The 17,507-nt window shown below is 66.2% G+C and carries 20 protein-coding genes; 6 read left to right on the top strand and 14 right to left on the bottom strand.

From position 1 onward, the window contains the following. Window positions 1-20 precede the first annotated feature (20 nt). The 6 genes from KHN96_RS14395 to KHN96_RS14420 all read right to left on the bottom strand — a co-directional run bounded on the left by KHN96_RS14395 (window position 21) and on the right by KHN96_RS14420 (window position 6,422). A complete protein-coding gene (locus KHN96_RS14395) occupies window positions 21-449 on the bottom strand; it encodes an ATP synthase subunit I (RefSeq protein WP_373271744.1) in 429 nt (142 codons plus the stop codon). Between the two features lie 481 nt (window positions 450-930). Continuing rightward, complete coding sequence (locus KHN96_RS14400) at window positions 931-1,845, bottom strand: ParB/RepB/Spo0J family partition protein (protein ID WP_045785285.1); 915 nt, start codon at window positions 1,843-1,845, stop codon at window positions 931-933. 26 nt (window positions 1,846-1,871) lie between these two features. Next, window positions 1,872-2,657 carry a ParA family protein gene (locus KHN96_RS14405; RefSeq protein WP_045785286.1) on the bottom strand — a complete coding sequence of 262 codons (786 nt, stop codon included), beginning with the start codon at window positions 2,655-2,657 and terminating at the stop codon, window positions 1,872-1,874. Window positions 2,658-2,696: 39 nt separating this feature from the next. Next, on the bottom strand, window positions 2,697-3,365 hold the full coding sequence (gene rsmG, locus KHN96_RS14410) for a 16S rRNA (guanine(527)-N(7))-methyltransferase RsmG (RefSeq protein WP_045785287.1): 669 nt from the start codon (window positions 3,363-3,365) through the stop codon (window positions 2,697-2,699). Beyond that, entirely contained in the window at window positions 3,365-5,314 is a 1,950-nt protein-coding gene (mnmG, locus tag KHN96_RS14415) for a tRNA uridine-5-carboxymethylaminomethyl(34) synthesis enzyme MnmG (RefSeq protein WP_045785288.1), read from the bottom strand. The genes rsmG and mnmG overlap by 1 nt, the downstream gene beginning before the upstream one ends. A 157-nt stretch (window positions 5,315-5,471) precedes the next feature. Then, window positions 5,472-6,422: a LysR family transcriptional regulator gene (locus KHN96_RS14420; RefSeq protein WP_062737692.1), complete on the bottom strand. Its 951-nt coding sequence runs from the start codon at window positions 6,420-6,422 to the stop codon at window positions 5,472-5,474. Window positions 6,423-6,507: 85 nt separating this feature from the next. Between KHN96_RS14420 and KHN96_RS14425 the strand changes: the two genes are divergently transcribed. Further along, a complete protein-coding gene (locus KHN96_RS14425; RefSeq protein WP_062737691.1) occupies window positions 6,508-7,521 on the top strand; it encodes an aldo/keto reductase in 1,014 nt (337 codons plus the stop codon). A gap of 67 nt (window positions 7,522-7,588) precedes the next feature. On the opposite strand, the gene KHN96_RS14430 is transcribed toward KHN96_RS14425, so the two are convergent. Both KHN96_RS14430 and KHN96_RS14435 read right to left on the bottom strand, forming a co-directional pair. Next, window positions 7,589-8,737 (bottom strand): ABC transporter substrate-binding protein, encoded by a 1,149-nt coding sequence (locus KHN96_RS14430; protein ID WP_062737690.1) that lies wholly within the window; start codon window positions 8,735-8,737, stop codon window positions 7,589-7,591. A 155-nt stretch (window positions 8,738-8,892) separates the two neighbouring features. Next, on the bottom strand, window positions 8,893-9,498 hold the full coding sequence (locus KHN96_RS14435) for a short chain dehydrogenase (RefSeq protein WP_045785292.1): 606 nt from the start codon (window positions 9,496-9,498) through the stop codon (window positions 8,893-8,895). A 107-nt stretch (window positions 9,499-9,605) separates the two neighbouring features. Between KHN96_RS14435 and crgA the strand changes: the two genes are divergently transcribed. Beyond that, window positions 9,606-10,514, top strand: coding sequence for a LysR family transcriptional regulator CrgA (gene crgA / locus KHN96_RS14440; RefSeq protein ID WP_062737689.1), 909 nt, complete (start codon window positions 9,606-9,608; stop codon window positions 10,512-10,514). A 5-nt stretch (window positions 10,515-10,519) separates the two neighbouring features. Further along, window positions 10,520-10,735 (top strand): DUF3820 family protein, encoded by a 216-nt coding sequence (locus KHN96_RS14445; protein ID WP_027678837.1) that lies wholly within the window; start codon window positions 10,520-10,522, stop codon window positions 10,733-10,735. A gap of 12 nt (window positions 10,736-10,747) precedes the next feature. Here the strand turns inward: KHN96_RS14445 and KHN96_RS14450 are convergent, their stop codons facing one another. Next, window positions 10,748-11,644, bottom strand: coding sequence for a LysR family transcriptional regulator (locus tag KHN96_RS14450; RefSeq protein ID WP_062737688.1), 897 nt, complete (start codon window positions 11,642-11,644; stop codon window positions 10,748-10,750). Window positions 11,645-11,749: 105 nt separating this feature from the next. On the opposite strand from KHN96_RS14450, the gene KHN96_RS14455 reads away from it, so the two are divergent. Further along, entirely contained in the window at window positions 11,750-12,718 is a 969-nt protein-coding gene (locus tag KHN96_RS14455) for an SDR family oxidoreductase (protein ID WP_062737687.1), read from the top strand. Here the strand turns inward: KHN96_RS14455 and KHN96_RS14460 are convergent. Next, a complete protein-coding gene (locus tag KHN96_RS14460) occupies window positions 12,704-13,255 on the bottom strand; it encodes a phosphonate degradation HD-domain oxygenase (protein ID WP_062737686.1) in 552 nt (183 codons plus the stop codon). The genes KHN96_RS14455 and KHN96_RS14460 overlap by 15 nt on opposite strands. A 169-nt stretch (window positions 13,256-13,424) precedes the next feature. Between KHN96_RS14460 and KHN96_RS14465 the strand changes: the two genes are divergently transcribed. Continuing rightward, window positions 13,425-13,802, top strand: a complete 378-nt coding sequence (locus tag KHN96_RS14465; RefSeq protein ID WP_027678833.1) for a cupin domain-containing protein — start codon at window positions 13,425-13,427, stop codon at window positions 13,800-13,802. Here the strand turns inward: KHN96_RS14465 and KHN96_RS14470 are convergent. Both KHN96_RS14470 and KHN96_RS14475 read right to left on the bottom strand, forming a co-directional pair. Further along, entirely contained in the window at window positions 13,792-14,550 is a 759-nt protein-coding gene (locus KHN96_RS14470; protein ID WP_062737706.1) for a sulfite exporter TauE/SafE family protein, read from the bottom strand. The genes KHN96_RS14465 and KHN96_RS14470 overlap by 11 nt on opposite strands. Window positions 14,551-14,573: 23 nt before the next feature. Continuing rightward, the gene (locus KHN96_RS14475) at window positions 14,574-15,011 is read right to left on the bottom strand and encodes a hypothetical protein (RefSeq protein WP_062737685.1); all 438 of its coding nucleotides are present in this window, start codon (window positions 15,009-15,011) and stop codon (window positions 14,574-14,576) included. 121 nt (window positions 15,012-15,132) lie between these two features. Between KHN96_RS14475 and KHN96_RS14480 the strand changes: the two genes are divergently transcribed. Further along, window positions 15,133-15,357 carry a hypothetical protein gene (locus KHN96_RS14480; protein WP_062737684.1) on the top strand — a complete coding sequence of 75 codons (225 nt, stop codon included), beginning with the start codon at window positions 15,133-15,135 and terminating at the stop codon, window positions 15,355-15,357. A gap of 235 nt (window positions 15,358-15,592) precedes the next feature. Here KHN96_RS14480 and KHN96_RS14485 read toward each other — a convergent pair whose 3' ends face one another. After that, complete coding sequence (locus KHN96_RS14485; RefSeq protein WP_045785301.1) at window positions 15,593-16,579, bottom strand: branched-chain amino acid ABC transporter permease; 987 nt, start codon at window positions 16,577-16,579, stop codon at window positions 15,593-15,595. An 8-nt stretch (window positions 16,580-16,587) separates the two neighbouring features. Then, the gene (locus KHN96_RS14490; protein ID WP_045785302.1) at window positions 16,588-17,472 is read right to left on the bottom strand and encodes a branched-chain amino acid ABC transporter permease; all 885 of its coding nucleotides are present in this window, start codon (window positions 17,470-17,472) and stop codon (window positions 16,588-16,590) included. Between the last annotated feature and the right edge of the window lie 35 nt (window positions 17,473-17,507).

A 17,507-nucleotide genomic window follows, 5' to 3' on the forward strand; every position in this document is an offset into this window, starting at 1 on the left:
GCTTGGGTCCGTCGTCGCGGTCAGCGCAGTGCCAGACCGACCCAGTACATCTTCAGCGCCAGGATCAGGGTGATCAGCAGGGGCACCCAGTGCAGTCCCTTGAACACCACCACCACGACCACCAGCAGCGCGATGGTGCCGAGCACCTTGATCGCTTCGCCCACGACGAGGCGGGCAATGGATTCAAAACCCCTGGCCGTCGACAGCCGCATCGCGAACCACGCCGAAGGCACGACGCACACGCCGCCACCCAGCAGGGCCGACAGCGCGGCTTCGCCGGCTGACGCAGACCCCGTGCCTGCAAACCAGCTGCCGATATACCAACCGAGCGCACACAGCAGTGTGATGGCCACCTGGCCGAGCACGATGGAAAAAGGCGTGATGCGCGAAGCCTGCAGGGCGCGCTCGCCGAACAGGGCGACCGCTTCGTCATGCGACAGCACATGCACTGGCGGCTCCGCCTCACCTGCATCGTCCCAGTCGTCGCGCTTCGGATCCTGCGCCGACGATGGTCGGGCGGCTTCCAACGAAGCGTAAGAATGGGGCCGTTGCCGCTCGCTTGGCTGCATGGAAGAATGGTCTCTCATCATGCCGCACCGCTTTGGGTCAGGCGGATTTAAAACCGCACGATTCTACGGGACATGGCATTCGCCAGTCAACGCGCAAGCGTGCGCTCGTGCGGGCGCCTTCGACAGCACCCTGCGCCGGTCTGTTCCGCGCGCTGCGCGCAATGCCGTGCTGCGGCCGGGACCCGAATCCACCTGAGCACACCGCGATCCCGGCGATTCCATGATGGTGTCGACGCGACGCAGCGTCGATGATCCCGGAGGTAATTGCACCGCTACGGTGCGCGCCGCTGCCCGCAAACGGCGCGGCGGCGCGGTCCACCGACCCTGCGTCAAACTGTCGCAGTTGCGCGGTGGTTGCCGGTCAGGCCGTCGCTTCGTCGCCGCCGCCGGGACGCAGGCGCTCGAGCAGGCCATCGAACTCCTCCAGACTGCCGAACTGCACAGTCAACTGACCGCGGCCCTTGGCGGCCAACTTGATCTGCACGCTCAGGCCGAGCAGATCGGCCAGTTCTTCTTCCAGCCGCGCAACGTCGCGGCTGTTCTGATGACCGCCCTTCTGCTTGAGCGATTTGAGTTCGAACGGCTTGAGGGTCGACGCGACCAGCTTTTCCGTCTCGCGCACCGACAGGCGCTTGTTGACGATCTGGTTGGCCAGGGTGATTTGCGAGGCGCCATCGACGGCGAGCAGTGCACGGGCGTGGCCCATGTCGAGGTCGCCAGCCATCAGCATGGTCTGCACGGGCTGCGCCAGGTTTAGCAGGCGCAGCAGGTTCGACACCGCGCTGCGCGAACGCCCGACGGACTCGGCGGCCTGTTCGTGCGTGAACTGGAACTCGCGCACGAGGCGCGCAATGCCCTGGGCCTCTTCCAGCGGGTTGAGGTCTTCACGCTGGATGTTCTCGATCAGCGCCATGGCGGCGGCGGATTCGTCCGGCACCTCCTTCACGAGCACCGGCACTTCGGTCAGCCCGGCCAGGCGCGAGGCTCGGAAGCGGCGCTCGCCGGCGATGATCTCGTACTTCTGCTGCGGCCCGTCGGATTCGACCTTGCGCACCAGGATCGGCTGCATCAGGCCTTGCGCCCGAATGCTCGCGGCCAGCTCCTGCAGCGCGCCTTCGTCCATGCGCGTGCGCGGCTGGTATTTGCCCGGCTGCAGCTGGTCGAGCCTGAGCACCGTGGGCGCACCTTCCTGCTTGGCCGTCTCGACAATCTCGGCGGGACTGCCCAGCAGCGCTTCGAGGCCGCGGCCCAATCCCTTTTTCTTCATCGTGCTCATGTGGTTCCTCTTGCGCGTCTTGTGCCTCAGGCCGGCAGTTCGGCCAGGTGGCGCACTCGGGCGATCATCTCGGCGCCGAAATCCAGGTAAGCCTTGGCGCCCTTTGACGCTGGGTCGAACGCAACGCCGGGCATGCCGTACGACGGCGCCTCGGCCAGGCGCACGTTGCGCGGGATCACGGTCTTGAAAACCTTGTCGCCAAAGTGCGACTCCAGCTGCGCCGACACCTGCTGCTGCAGCGTCACGCGCGGGTCGAACATCACGCGCAGCAGGCCGATCACCTTGAGATCGCGGTTCAGGTTCGCATGCACCTGCTTGATGGTGTTGACCAGGTCGGACAGCCCCTCGAGCGCGAAATACTCGCACTGCATCGGCACGACCACGCCGTGCGCGGCGCACAGGCCGTTGAGCGTGAGCAGCGACAGCGACGGCGGGCAATCGATGAGGACGAAGTCGTACTGAGCATCCACCTCGGCCAGTGCAAGCTTGAGGCGGTTTTCGCGATGCTCGAGGTCGACCAGCTCGACTTCCGCGCCAGCCAGGTCGCGGTTGGCGGGAAGCACGTCATAGCGGCCGGCTTCCGAGCGCTGGCGCGCCTGCGGGATCGTCGCCAGGCCAACCAGCACCTGGTAGACGCTGAACTCCAGCGTGTGCTTGTCGATGCCGGAGCCCATCGAAGCGTTGCCCTGCGGATCGAGGTCGACCAGCAGCACGCGCTGCCCTTGCGCAGCCAGGCCGGCCGCGAGGTTCACCGTGGTGGTGGTCTTGCCGACCCCGCCCTTCTGGTTGGCGATCACGAAAATATTCGACATGACTCCTCTGCGGTGAATGACTCGCTAACAGCGTTCGACTCACGCCGACGGCGCGAGGATGACCAGATGACGCTCGGCCGGCAGCCCCGGCACGGCCAGACGTTCGATCGCTTCGACCGCCCAACCGGCGGGCAGGCGCTCGATCTCGGCATCCGGGCGGACACCCTTCATGGCGACCATGCGGCCGCCCGGTGCCAGCAGATGCCCAGCCAGGTTCACGAAGTCGACCAGCTCGGCAAACGCCCGCGAGGTGATGACGCCGTAGCCGGTGGCGTCTGCCAGTTTTTCCACGTGGCCCCAATGCGACTGGGCGTTGGCGAGACCAAGCTCGGCGCGGCATTGCGTGAGAAACGCCGTTTTCTTTTGCACGATGTCGACCATCGTGACGCTCACGTCCGGGCACGCGATGGCCAGCGGAATGCCGGGCAGCCCGCCGCCCGAGCCGACATCGAGGACGCGCGGCGCGTCAGGCTGCGCGCGGCGCACCAGCGCTGCGATGCGCGACACGGCCGACAGCGAATCCAGCAGATGATGCGTCAGCATGTCGCCCGCATCGCGGATGGCAGTCAGGTTGTAGACGCGGTTCCACTTGGCCAGCAGCCCCTGGTACGCCAGCAACCGATCCAGTTGCGCGGCATCCAGCGACAGGCCAAGGGCGTGCGTGCCGGCTTCGAGCTCCACCCGGGCGTCCGTCAATGCATTGGGCATCAGGCCGCCTCACCTTCCGCGGCCGGCCGCCGGCCGACCTGGCCGCGCAGCACGCCCTTCTTCAAGTGCACCAGCAGCAGCGACACCGCAGCCGGCGTGATGCCGGAGATACGCGATGCCTGGCCGATGGTCTCGGGCTTGTGCTTGGCGAGTTTCTGCTGCACTTCGATCGACAGGCCGCGCACCTGCGAGTAATCAAAATCGGCCGGCAGGCGGGTGTTCTCGTTCGCCCCGAGGCGCTCGACTTCATCCGCTTGGCGCGCGATGTAACCGTGGTACTTGATGCCGATCTCGATCTGCTCGCGAATCTGCTCCGCGAGCAACGGGTCCTCCGCCAGCGGCACTTCGGGCGCGTACTTGCCACCCTGCATGCCCATCAGCGATTCATACGTGACGTTCGGGCGACGCAGCAGGTCGGCCAGCGCATATTCGCGCTCGATCCCCTTCCCCAGGACGGGCTCGGCATGTTCCCGGGGCAGCGTGGCCGGGTTCACCCATGTCGACTTCAGGCGCTCTGTTTCACGTGAAACAGCGTCGCGCTTGCGGTTGAAGGCATCCCAACGGGCATCGTCGACCACACCGAGTTGGCGGCCGATCTCAGTCAGGCGCATGTCCGCGTTGTCTTCGCGCAGGCTCAGGCGGAATTCGGCACGGCTGGTGAACATGCGGTACGGCTCCGTCACACCACGCGTGATGAGATCGTCAACCAGCACGCCCAGATAGGCTTGGTCGCGACGCGGCGTCCAGGCCTCCTTGCCCTGCACCTGCAGACCCGCATTGATACCGGCGAGCAGCCCCTGGGCCGCCGCCTCTTCGTAACCTGTGGTGCCGTTGATCTGGCCGGCGAAGAACAGACCAGAGATCGCCTTCGATTCCAGCGACGCCTTCAGTGCACGCGGGTCGAAGTAGTCGTATTCGATGGCGTAGCCGGGGCGCAGGATGTGGGCGTTTTCCAGCCCACGCATCGAATGGATCAGGTCCAACTGCACGTCGAACGGCAGGCTCGTCGATACGCCATTCGGGTAGAACTCGTTCGTCGTGAGGCCTTCCGGCTCCAGGAAGATCTGGTGGCTGTCCTTGCTGGCGAAGCGGTGAATCTTGTCTTCGATGCTCGGGCAGTAGCGCGGCCCCACTCCTTCGATCACACCGGTATACATAGGCGAGCGGTCCAGGCCGGCGCGGATGATGTCGTGCGTGCGCTCGTTGGTGTGCGTGACCCAGCACGGCACCTGTCGTGGGTGCATGTCTGCGCGGCCCATGAACGAGAACACCGGCACCGGATCGAGGTCGCCGGGCTGCTCTTCCAGGACCGAGAAATCGATGGTCCGGCCATCGATGCGCGGCGGCGTGCCCGTCTTCAGGCGCCCTTGCGGCAGCTTCAACTCCTTCAGGCGCGCCGACAACGACACCGCCGCCGGGTCGCCCGCGCGGCCGCCGGTGTAGTTGTTCAAGCCGACGTGGATCTTGCCGTCCAGGAACGTCCCCGCGGTCAGCACAACAGCGCGCGCACGGAACTGCACGCCAACCTGCGTCACCGCGCCGACGACGCGATCGCCTTCCACCAGCAGATCTTCCACGGCCTGCTGGAACAGCATCAGGTTCGGCTGGTTTTCCAGCCGGCGACGGATGGCCGCCTTGTACAGCACACGGTCCGCCTGGGCGCGTGTCGCACGGACAGCCGGCCCCTTGCTGGAATTGAGGATGCGGAACTGGATCCCGCCCTCGTCCGTGGCGATGGCCATGGCGCCGCCGAGCGCGTCGACTTCCTTGACGAGATGACCCTTGCCAATGCCGCCGATGGACGGGTTGCAGCTCATCTGCCCCAGCGTCTCGATGTTGTGCGTCAGCAGCAGGGTCTGGCAACCCATGCGCGCGGCCGCCAGCGCGGCCTCGGTGCCGGCGTGTCCGCCGCCCACCACGATCACATCGAACTCAATTGGATACAGCATGGCTTCCTCCTCGCATGGAGGCATCGGAATTTGAAGAAGCGGAATTATAAGTCGTCCACCTACCCCGCTGTTCGACGATGCGGCAATCGGCGTGAAATTCGTGCGCGTTTTGTGTTTCACGTGAAACATGCACCGCTTCCCTGGAAGCGACTGTGTTTCACGTGAAACACTTCAACGCTGGCGTGGCTCCGGCACCGGCGCGGAGGAAATCGATGAAGGTGCGCAGCTTGCCCGGCATCTGCGGCATGCGTGGAAAATAGAGATGGAAACGGTACAAGGCCGGGCACCACGCTTCGAGCACGCGGACCAGCCTCCCAGCCACCAAGTCCTCGGCGACGAGGTCTTCCAGCACATGCGCGAGCCCGATCCCCCGTCGCGCCGCATCGACCATCGCCAGCACGTCGTTGGTCACCAGGCCGCCCGCCACATCCACCGTCTGGATTGCGCCGCCCGGTCCGGGCTCGCCAAACTCCCACGCGTACAACGCGCCGCTGCTCGGAAAGCGGTAGCGGATGCAACGGTGCTCGCGCAGCGCATCCGGGGTGTCGGGCGCGCCGTGCGCGTGCAGATAGGCGGGGCTGCCCACGACCGCAATCCGCCGGGCCGGCCCGATCGGCACGCTCACCATGTCGTGCTCCACGCGCTCTCCAAAGCGGATGCCGACATCGAAGCGGTCTGCGACGATGGCGGAGAGCCCATCGTCCACCGATACCTCCAATTCAATACGCGGATACCGCGACAGGAAGTCTGCCAGCGCCGGCTGCAGCACGGCTTGATACGCGACCCGCGAGGCCGTCACGCGCAACGTGCCGCGCGGCTCGGTCGCACGCTCGCCTACCTCCGCCATGGCGCCGTACAGCGCATCGAGACTCGGCCGCACCACCGCGAGCAGCGCCTCCCCTGCTTCGGTCACGCTCACCTGTCGCGTGGTGCGCGCGAGCAACTGCGCCCCGAGCGCCGATTCCAGCCGTCGGATCGTCTGCGACAACGCCGACGTGGACACGTCCAGCGCCGCCGCCGCGTGCGTGAAGCTGCCGGCCTCCGCCACGCGGCGCAGCGCGTCGAGCGCAGGCAGCAGGTCCGGGTCGATTGTGAATGTCCTCTTCATAGTGCATCCGATTCTATCCACTTAATTCACACGCCGGCGCTGCCTAGACTGGCGACTCCTCTTTCCACCTCAGAAGGACATCGCCATGCAAACACGACAACTCGGCCAATCGGACCTGCACATCTCGCCCTTGGGCTTCGGCACATGGGCCTCGGGCGGCGGCAACTGGGAATACGGCTGGGGCGCGCAGGATGACGGAGACACCATCCGCGCCATCGCAGCGGCCGCGCATGCCTGCATCAACTGGATCGACACGGCGGCCGCCTATGGGCTCGGCCACGCCGAAACGGTGGTCGGCCGCGCGCTGCGCGAGCTGCCCGCAGAACTCCGCCCGTACGTGTTCACCAAGGGCTCGCTGGTGTGGGATGCGCAGGGGCGGATTTCGCATTCGCTCGACCCCGCATCGCTTTCACGTGAAATCGACGAGAGCCTGCGCCGCCTGAACGTGAACGCGATCGACCTGTACCAGATCCACTGGCCGGCCTTCCCGACCGGGGCACCCGAGCAGTCGATCGAAGCAGCCATTGCGGCGCTGGACGCGGCGCGCAAGGCGGGCAAGATCCGCCACATCGGGGTGTCGAACTTCGATGCGGCGCAGTTGGAACGCGCACGCGCGGTGGCGCCCATTGCGTCCCTGCAGCCGCCCTACTCGCTGCTGATGCGCGGCATCGAGGCCTCGATCCTGCCGTACACGGCGGCCCATGGCATCGGCAACATCGTGTATTCGCCGCTGCAATCGGGGCTGCTGTCCGGGCGCATGACGCGCGAGCGCATCGCCGCGCTGCCCGCCAATGATTGGCGCGCGCAACGCAGCCCCGAGTTCCAAGAGCCCAATCTGACACGCAACCTGGCCCTCGTGGAAGTGCTGCGTGGCGTGGGCGCACGGTACGGCAGGACACCGGCGGAAGTCGCCATCGCCTGGACGCTGCGCAAGCCGATGGTCACGGGTGCGATCGTCGGCGTGCGGCGGCCGGATCAGCTCGATGGCCTGCTCGGCGCGGCAGACCTGAAGCTGAGCGACGCGGATCTCGCCGAGATTCAGGCCGCCCTGCCCGAAGGCAGCGCGGCGCCAGTCCCGCAAAGCGTGGTCGAAGCCTGAGCCCTCACAGCAAAAACGCACGGCGCGGACCGTGCGTTTTGCGTGCGGCGATGAAGGCGAAGCGCCATCAGTTCTGCAGCTTCCACTTGCCGTCCTTGATCTCGACCATCACGCGCGAGCGCTGGTCCAGGCCAAGGTGGTCCTTCGGGTTCATGTTCATCACGCCGTGCGAGATGGCGAGGTTGGTGGTCGTCTCCATCGCGTCGCGCAGGCCCTTGCGGAACGCCGGCGTGCCCGGCTGACCCTTCTTCAGCGCCTCGGGCAGCGCATGGGCGAGCAGCAGACCGGCATCCCACATGTGCCCGCCGAAGGTGGAGACCTGGCCGCCGTAGGCCTTCTCATACGCGGTCTTGTACGCCAGCGCCGGCTTCTTCACCGGGTTGCTGTCGGGCAATTGCTCGGCCACGAGGATAGGCCCGGCCGGCAGGAACGTGCCTTCGCAATCCTTGCCGCACACGCGCAGGAAATCGGCATTCGCCACACCGTGCGTCTGGTACAGCTTGCCCTTGTAGCCGCGCTCCTTCAGCGCACGCTCCGGCAACGCGGCCGGCGTACCTGAGCCTGCGATCAGCACTGCATCCGGATTGGCCGCCATGATCTTCAGCACCTGGCCCGTCACCGACGTATCGGTGCGCGCAAACCGCTCGTTGGCGACAACCTTCAGCTTGCGCAGCCCCGCCACCTTGTCGAACTCCTGCGCCCACGAATCGCCATAGGCATCGGCAAAGCCGATCAGCGCGACGGTCTTCACGCCATGGTTGGCCATGTGCTCGGCAATGGCGGTGGCCATGTGCGAATCGTTCTGCGGCGTCTTGAAGACCCACGCGCGCTTGGCGTCCACCGGCTCGACGATCCGCGCGGAGGCGGCCAGCGTGATCATCGGCGTTTCGTTCTCGGCCACCACGTCGACCATCGCCAGGGAGTTGGGCGTGACAGTCGAACCGATCACCAGGTCGACCTTGTCTTCGGTGATGAGCTTGCGTGTGTTCTTGACGGCGGTGGTCGTGTCAGACGCATCGTCGAGCACGATGTACTCGACCTTCTTGCCGGCGATTTCCTTGGGCAGCAGCGCCACGGTGTTCTTCTCGGGAATCCCCAGCGACGCCGCCGGCCCGGTGGCCGACACCGTGATGCCGACCTTCACCTGGGCGAATGCCGTACCGGCCAACAGCGCCGTCGCGGCGAGTGCAATGCGGGATGCGCGCGATACCTTCATGCCGTCTCCTGAGATAGGTCGAGCGGGTCTGCGCCCGCCCTGAATCTGCGATTGACCGACCGATGGGTCGGGGATGAACGAGTCTAGAAGGAGTCACGCCACGCGGGCAAGGGGGAGATACCCCGAAACTTAACGTGTTCACGACCTGGGCGGACTCAGCCCACGCGGTACACCCGGCCGCTCTGCACGCCCTCCACGCTGCGCCGATACGCCAACGCCGCGCGCGCTGCCGAGACCGGCTCGAAACCCGGGAAGAACGGGCCATATGCCTCCATGGATTCGGTCAGCACCGTCGGGCTCACCGCGTTGATGCGGATGCCGCGCGGCAGCTCGCACGCGGCGGCGCGCACAAAGCCCTCCACGCCCGCGTTCACCGCAGTGGCGTTGGCGCCTTGGGCGATCGGCTCCTGCCCCACGATGCCGGTCGTCAGCGTGATCGAGCCGCCGTCGTTCAGATAATGCTGACCGACCAGCGCCAGGCGCACCTGGCCCAGCAGCTTGTCCTGCAGGCCAACGTTGAAATCCGCGGCCGTCATCTTGGTCAGCGGCCCGAAGAACAGGTTGCCCGCGGTGGAGACGATGGCATCGACACGGCCGAGCCTGTCGAACAGCGCAGCCACGCTGTCGGCATTCGTGATGTCGACTTGATGCTCGCCCTGCGTGCGGCCGACGCGGATGACCTCATGCGTACCGCCCTGCTCCAGCTCCGCCACCACGGCGCGGCCCAGTGTGCCGCTGGCGCCAATCACGACGATTTTCATGCTGTGCTCCTTCGCAAATCCGGTTGGAATGGCGCCTATTCTTGGCCGAACCCCTCATGCGATAAAGCCGTGATACCTTCGGGCATTCCAAATCAATGGTTCGGAATATGGACAAGCTGCGCAGCATGGAGACCTTCGTCGCGGTGGTCGAAGGCGGCAACTTCACCGAGGCCGCGGCGCGGCTTGAAATGTCCGCGGTGATGGTCGGCAAATATGTGAGCGCTCTGGAGACGCAACTGGGCGCCCGCCTGCTCCAGCGCAGCACGCGCCGCCAAAGCCTGACCGACGCCGGCCGCGTGTTCTACGAAGATGCCAAGCGTGTGCTGGAACAGGTGCGCTGGGCAGAAACCTCCGTCGAACGGCTGCGCGCGTCGCCTTCGGGCACGCTGCGCGTGAGCGCGCCGACCACGTTCGGCGCGTGCGTGATCGCGCCACTGGCCGCGACCTTCCAGCAGGCGCATCCGCAGGTGCGCGTGGAGTTGAACCTCAGCAACAGCATGGTCGATCTCGTCGACGAAGGGTTCGATCTCGCCATCCGCATCGGCCCGCTGGGCGATGCCGATCTGGTTGCCAAGCCGCTGTGCGTGTATCGCATGGTCATCTGCGCGTCGCCGGAGTACCTGGCGCGGTACGGCCGGCCGGAAACGCCGGCCGACCTGCCGCAGCATCGCTGCCTTTCGCACATGGTTTGGAACAACCGCAATGCGTGGCAGCTTGCCGGCTGGAGCGGCGCCACGCCCTGGCGCGACGACCCGGCCTTCACCTGCAACGACGGCCATGGCTTGCGCGCGGCCGCGGTTGCCGGTGCGGGCCTGCTGCTGCAGCCCGAAGTGCTCGTCGCCGAAGACCTGGCCAGCGGCCGACTCGTGCGCGTGCTGCAAGCGTATGCGCCCGAGCCGCGGCCGATTCATGTGGTGTATCGGCAGGATCGGCGGCCGCTGCCGAAGCTCTCCGGTTTTGTGGGGCATTTGCTGGAGCAGGTGCCTAAGTTCGTCCCCGCGTCGGGGGCACAATAGCGCCCATGAACCCCGAAGACCTCCAACGCCTCGTCACCACGCAAATGCCCTTCGGCAAGTACAAGGGCCGCCTGATTGCCGACCTGCCGGGCCATTACCTCAACTGGTTTGCGCGCGAGGGCTTTCCGCCGGGGCAGATCGGCCGCTTGCTCGCGTTGATGCAGGAGCTGGATCACAACGGCCTGAAGGGTCTGCTCGACCCACTGCGCCAGGGCCGCTGACAACGCGATCGATCAATCGCCGTTGATGTAACGCAGCAGCCCCGTCGCCAACGCATCAAACACGACGCGGCAGCGCGGGCTGTCACGCAGGTCTTCGTGCATGGCGAGCCAGGTGTCGAGCGTGATGGAAACCTGATCGCTGAACAGCCGAACCAGATCTGCGTTGTGCCGCACCAGGCCGACCTGGCAGAAGCCGATGCCAAAGCCGGCGCGCAGCGCAGCAATCGCAGCCAGGTCACTGTCGGTGCGCAGTGCGAAGCGGTTGCGTTGGATCCACGGGAACTGCGCTCGCACGCTGCGCAGGAATGCGTTCTCCTTGTCGTAGCCGATCAACGTGTGGCCAGCGAGTTCTTCCACCGTAGTTGGCGTGCCGCGCTGTGCCAGATAGCGCCGGTGCGCAAACAGCCCCAATTCAATCTCCCCCAAGTGCCGCGCGACGAGCACGCCTTGGCTCGGTGGCTGCATGCGCACGGCGATGTCCGCCTCGCGGCGCAACAGGTCTTCCATCCGGTTCGAAGGCACCAGCTCGAGCGTCAGCTCCGGATAGGCGGCGTGCAGATCGGCGAGGATGGGCGGCAGCACCTCCACCGCCACGACCTCGCTGGCGGTGATGCGCACGGTGCCGCGCACGCCCTCGCCCTGGCTGGACGCGGCGCGCAGCAAGGCGGCGCTCGTGGCTTCGAGCGATTCCGCAAACGGCCGCAGCGATAGCGCCGCTTCTGTGGGGCTCAGCCCCTGCTGCGTTCGGATGAAGAGCGACATGCCCAGCGCCCGTTCGAGCGCATCGACATGCCGCCCCGCCGTGGGCTGCGTCAGCCCCAGCGCGCGGGCGGCGCCGGACAGCGATCCTTCTCGCACGACGGCAAGAAAGGTCCGATACAGCTCCCAGCCGGGCTCAGTTCCGTTCATACAAATTCGTATAGCTGCACGCTCATCATCAACAATTCCATTGAAGCACAGTCGCGCCCAGAATGCGTCCATCGCAACGCTCTCCCACACCTCAGGAGCATGGTCATGGAACAGGCAACCCAACAGGCAAAACGCATCGCATTGGTACTGGGCGCCACCGGCGGCATCGGCGGTGAAGTGGCGCGTCGGCTGGTGGCACGCGGCTGGCATGTGCGGGCGCTGCACCGCAATCCGGATGCGCTGACCAACCGCAACACCCCATTCGAATGGATTCGCGGCGACGCGATGGTGCGCGACGACGTGGTCGGCGCGGCGCAAGGCGCGGAACTGATCATCCACGCCGTCAACCCGCCGGGCTACAAGAACTGGGCCGGGCAGGTGCTTCCGATGATCGACAACACCATTGCCGCGGCCCGCGCTTCGGGCGCACGCATCGTGCTGCCCGGGACGGTGTACAACTTTGGGCCCGAGACGTTCCCGGTGCTGCGTGAAACCACGGCGCAGGCGCCGCTCACCCGCAAGGGCAAGATCCGCGTGGAGTTGGAGCGTCGCATGCAGGCCGCAAGCGCGGAGGGCGTGCGCAGCCTGATCGTGCGCGCGGGCGATTTCTTCGGGCCACACACGGGCAACACGTGGTTTGCCGGCGCGCTGGTCAAGCCGGGCAAGTCCGTCCGCACCATCACCTATCCGGGCGCGGCCGGCATCGGCCACCAGTGGGCCTATCTGCCCGACGTGGCCGAGACGATGCTGCGCCTGGTCGAGCTAGGCGACCGTCTGCCCGACTTCGCGGTCTATCACATGCGCGGCCACTGGGATGCCGACGGCACGCAGATGGCCGCGTCCATCGGGCGCGTCGTGGGCCGGCCGGTCAAGACGCGCGCGTTCCCGTGGTGCGCCCTGCCGGTGCTGTCGCCGTTTTCCGAGATGCTGCGTGAGATGCGCGAAATGCGTTACCTGTGGCAGCACCCGGTGCGCATGGACAACGCCAAGCTCGTGCAGACGCTGGGCGCCGAACCGCATACGCCGTGGGACGAAGCCGTTGGCGCGACGCTGCGCACCCTAGGCTGCCGCTGAAACCCGCGCCGCCGTCGCCAGGAAGTGCGCAAGATCAGGCGTGCGCTGCCCGGCCACCTTGGCGAGGTCGTCCCACTGGCGCAGCTGCAGCGCATCGGCAGCGTACGGACGCTGCATGAAGGCCTCGGCTTCCTGCGCCGAAAACACACCACCCTGCAATGCCAGGCTCCGTACGGAATCGGCTGAGAGGCGCGCGTAGTAATGCGCATCCATCGCGCACAGGCAGCGCTTGGCATCCACATGCAGGCGGATCGGCTCCAGCACGGCATCGGGAAACGTCGCACGCAGAAACGGCAGCGCAAAGTACTGGTGCTGATCGTCGATGCCGTGGGCGGTCGGCGTCTCGCCCTGCGGGTTCAGCAAATGACCGAGGTCGTGCAGCAGCGCCGCGGTGATCAGCGCATCCGACGCGCCGGCCGCCTGCGCCAACGCCGCCGTCTGCAGGGCATGTTCGCGTTGCGTGACGGGCTCGCCGCTGTAGGCAATGTTGCCGTGGCGGTCGAACAGCGTGCGGATGTCGTCGAGACTCAGGGCCATGATGCTGCGTGGGTAAAAACCGAACCCTGCAGCGTAGCGCGCTCGTGCGGCAACACGGTGACAACGCACCGCGCATTAGCCCGCGTGATCGGCGCGATTAGAAAGTTTGGTTGGGAATGCACGGCGCCCGCCCTTATCTTCAGTGCCTTCCCACACATCGGAGCGCATCATGCTCGCAGGACACGCCGTACAGGTCACGCAGGCCCTGGAACAGGTCACGGACTATTGGTCCCCGCGCGTCGTCGGCCAGGTCAACGACCAATACATCAAGGTCGCCAAGCTCAAAGGTGAGTTCGTCTGGCATGACCACCCGAATGAAGACGAGCTGTTCTTCGTGGTCTACGGCCACTTGAAAATCGCTTTCGAAGACCGCGCCGATGTGCACCTCGGCCCCGGCGAATTCTGCGTCGTGCCGCGCGGCGTGCGTCACTTTCCGGTGGCCGACGAAGAATGCGGAATCATGCTGATCGAAACCGTAACCACGCAGCACACGGGCGATGTCGTTACCGAGCGCAGCGTGGCGCTCGAGAAGCAACTCAACGGATGAAGGCGTCGTAAGCCGTCTTCATAATCAACGCCAGCACCACCACGATGAACACCTTGCGCACGAAGCGGCTGCCGTGCCGCAGCGCGAGGTGGCTGCCGACCTGATTGCCGGCGACGTTGGCAACCGCCATCACCAGGCCGAGCTGCCACCAGACGTGCCCCTTGGCGGCCAGCAGCAACAGCGCAGCCACGTTGGTCGCGAGGTTGACGATCTTGGTAGACGCCGACGCATGCAGGAAGTCGTACCCAAACACGCGCACGAACGCGATCATCAGGAAGCTGCCGGTGCCCGGGCCAAACACGCCGTCGTAGAAACCGATGGCCGCGCCGGCCAGCAATGCCGCGGCGCGCTCGCGCCAGCCCTTGAGGCTCGGGGCGTGATCGGCGCCCAGGTTCTTCTTGGCCACCGTGTAGACGAGCAGCACCGCCAGCACGAACGGCAGCGCACGGCGCAGCGGCTCGGCCGGAATATGCGTGAGCGCCCACGCGCCGAGCAGCGAAAACACAAACGCCGTGACCACCGCCGGCGCCGTCGCGCCCCAGTAAATGCGCACCGTGCGGCCGTAGCGCACCGCCGCCGTCGCCGTGCCCGACATCGACGCGACTTTGTTGGTGCCGATGAGCGTGGCGGGCGCGACGTTCGGATACGCCGAGAACAGCGCGGGGATCTGCACCAGGCCACCGCCACCGGCCACGGCATCGATCAGGCCAGCCAGAAAGCCGGCCACGGCGAGCAAAGCGAATTCCATCAGGGAAAGCGAAACGGGAAGGATCAGGCCAGCGATTTGGGCGCCGGACGCGCGCTGCGCCGCCAGCATCCGGAGGCATCGCGCACAAAGCCGAGCGCAGACGCCTCGTCGGCGGCAAGCGCGGCAGGCGGCAGCAGGACGTGGAGTATGCCATGTGCGCGCGCGTACTCATGGATGGCAGCCAAGGCTGCATCCCGGACGGCAGCCGCGTCCGAGAACGTCATCACCCCGACCGGCAACCATGCCACCAGGCCGCCGAGCGCAAAATGCGGCACCAGGGTGGCCGGCGCCACGCCCGCCAGCGCGTCGTCCGCCTCGACGAGAACGCACGGGTGCACGCTCGGATGCGCGAGCAGGGTATCGACGGCGTGGGCCACTTGCAGCGGGGGGGCGCCCGATGCAACGGCGGCCAGCAAGCGCGGCCGGTCATCCGGGTTGGCGAGGCGGGTAGACAGGGTCATGGGCGGTTCGGGGCGAAGGCGCCATTGTCATGCAGCGCGTGCATAGGCGTCGACACCGAATGCATTTCTCTTGCCGGCATGCCAGAACCAGAATGGGAGCCACCCCGTGATGGAGCCCGCCATGGCAGACCCGACCCGCGCCCTGACCTTGCAGCTGCTGCAATCCCTGGCCGAGCGGCCGAGGCCCCATGCGGAAGTCCTGGAGGCATGGCGGACATCGTGCCCGCGCCTGTCGATCTGGGAGGACGCGTGCATTGATGGCCTGGTGGACTGCGCGCCCGACACGCAGCTCGTGACGGTCACCACCCGGGGGCGCGCCCTCCTGTCGGCCGGCGCTACAAACTAAAAGGCCCTGCCGGGGATCACCCGGCAGGGCCTCTGTTTTATTTAGCATCTCCACCGTTTCGTGCGGTGTGTGCTGTCGTCTCCTCGCTCCCGCCTCATTTATCTCGTGCGAAAACCGTAACGCGACTGTAAAAGATGCACCGCAATGCAGCAACTAGAGCAAACCCTTACGGTGCATCAGGCACCAAGATCAGCCGTTCGGGTGAAATTTACCGGCATCTTCGCCTATTGTGGCGTCAACGCCGCAGCCACGGCACCCGGGCGGCGATCTCCCCCATGATGCCCCGGCGGAAGGTCAGCACGCAGATCACGAAGATCGCGCCCGTCACCGTCGTCACGGATTCACCGAGCACGTTGAAGCCGTCGATGCCCGTGGCGCCGGCCAGGAAGCTGCCGATGTCGCCGAGCTTGTTTTCCAGCGCGATCACCAGCGCCGCGCCAAGCAGCGGGCCCGACAGAATACCGAGGCCGCCCACCAGCGTCATCAGGATCACCGAGCCGGACATCGACCAGTGCACGTCGGTCAGCGTCTCGAAGCCCAGCACCAGCGTCTTGAGCGAGCCCGCGAGGCCCGTGAGCGCCGCCGACAGCACGAAGGCGAGCAGCTTGAAGCGATCGGTGTCGTAGCCGAGGGACGTGGCGCGCGGCTCGTTCTCCTTGATGGCCTTCAGAATCTGTCCGAACGGCGAGTGGATCGTGCGCACGATCAGCAGGAACGCCGCTGCCACGATCACCAGCACCACGTAGTACAGCGTCATGTCCGACGACAGGTCGAGCGCGCCGAACAGCTTGCCGCGCGGCACGCCTTGCAGGCCGTCTTCGCCGCCGGTGAACGGCGCCTGCAGGCAGAAGAAGTACAGCATCTGCGCCAGCGCCAGCGTGATCATCGCGAAGTAGATGCCCTGGCGCCGGATGGCGAGCAGACCCACTACCAGGCCGATGAGCGCACCCGCCGCCGTGCCGGCCAGCAGGCCGAGCTCCGGCGTGACATGCAGATCGCGCATCAGGTAGCCGGCCACGTAGCCCGCGCCGCCAAAGAACGCCGCATGCCCGAACGACAGCAGCCCCGTGTAGCCGAGCAGGAGGTTGAAGGCGGAGGCAAACAGCGCAAAGCACAGCAGCTTGGCGACGAAGACCGGATACGCCCCCACCAGCGGCGCGGCAATCAGCGCGACCAGCAGCAGGCCGTACAACACATATTTGAGGGAAGAGGTGTTTTGCATAGCGCCGCTTATTTCTCTTTACCGAACAGGCCCGCCGGCCGCACCAGCAGCACCAGCACCATGATCACGAACACCACCGTGGACGACGCCTGCGGATAGAACACCTTGGTCAGCCCCTCGATCACGCCCAGCCCGAGGCCGGTGACGATCGAGCCCATGATCGACCCCATGCCGCCGATCACCACCACCGCAAACACGGTGATGATCATGCTCTGGCCCATCAGCGGCGAGATCTGGATGACGGGTGCCGCCAGCACGCCCGCAAACGCCGCCAGCGCCACGCCGAAGCCGTAGGTGAGCGTGACCATCAGCGGCACGTTCACGCCAAACGCTTCGACGAGCTTCGGGTTCTCGGTGCCGGCACGCAGATACGCGCCGAGCTTCGTCTTCTCGATCATGAACCACGTGGCGAAGCACACCACCAGCGAGGCCAGCACCACCCAGGCCCGGTAGTTCGGCAGCACCATGAAGCCGAGGTCGGTGGCGCCCTGCAGCAGGTCGGGCGTGCTGTACGGGAGGCCCGAGACGCCGTAGATGGCGCGGAACACGCCTTCGATGACGAGCGTCACGCCCAGCGTGAGCAGCAGGCCGTACAGGTGGTCCAGCTTGTAGATGTGGCGCAGGAGCGTGCGCTCGATCACCACGCCCAGCAGCCCGATCACCAGCGGCGACAGCACGAGCATCGCCCAGTACGGCACGCCCAGGTACGAGAAGCCCATCCACGTGAGCACCGCACCCAGCATGAAGAGCGCCCCGTGCGCAAAATTGATGACGTTGAGCAGCCCGAAGATGACCGCAAGGCCCAGGCTCAACATCGCATAGAAGGAACCGTTGACCAGACCCAGCAGCAGCTGGCTGAGCATGGCCGGTAGCGGAACGCCAAAGATTTCCATCGCGGTCAGGGAAAGAACACCAACACAACGTTGAG

The sequence above is a fragment of the Ralstonia mannitolilytica genome (assembly GCF_905397375.1).
GTDB lineage: Bacteria > Pseudomonadota > Gammaproteobacteria > Burkholderiales > Burkholderiaceae > Ralstonia > Ralstonia mannitolilytica.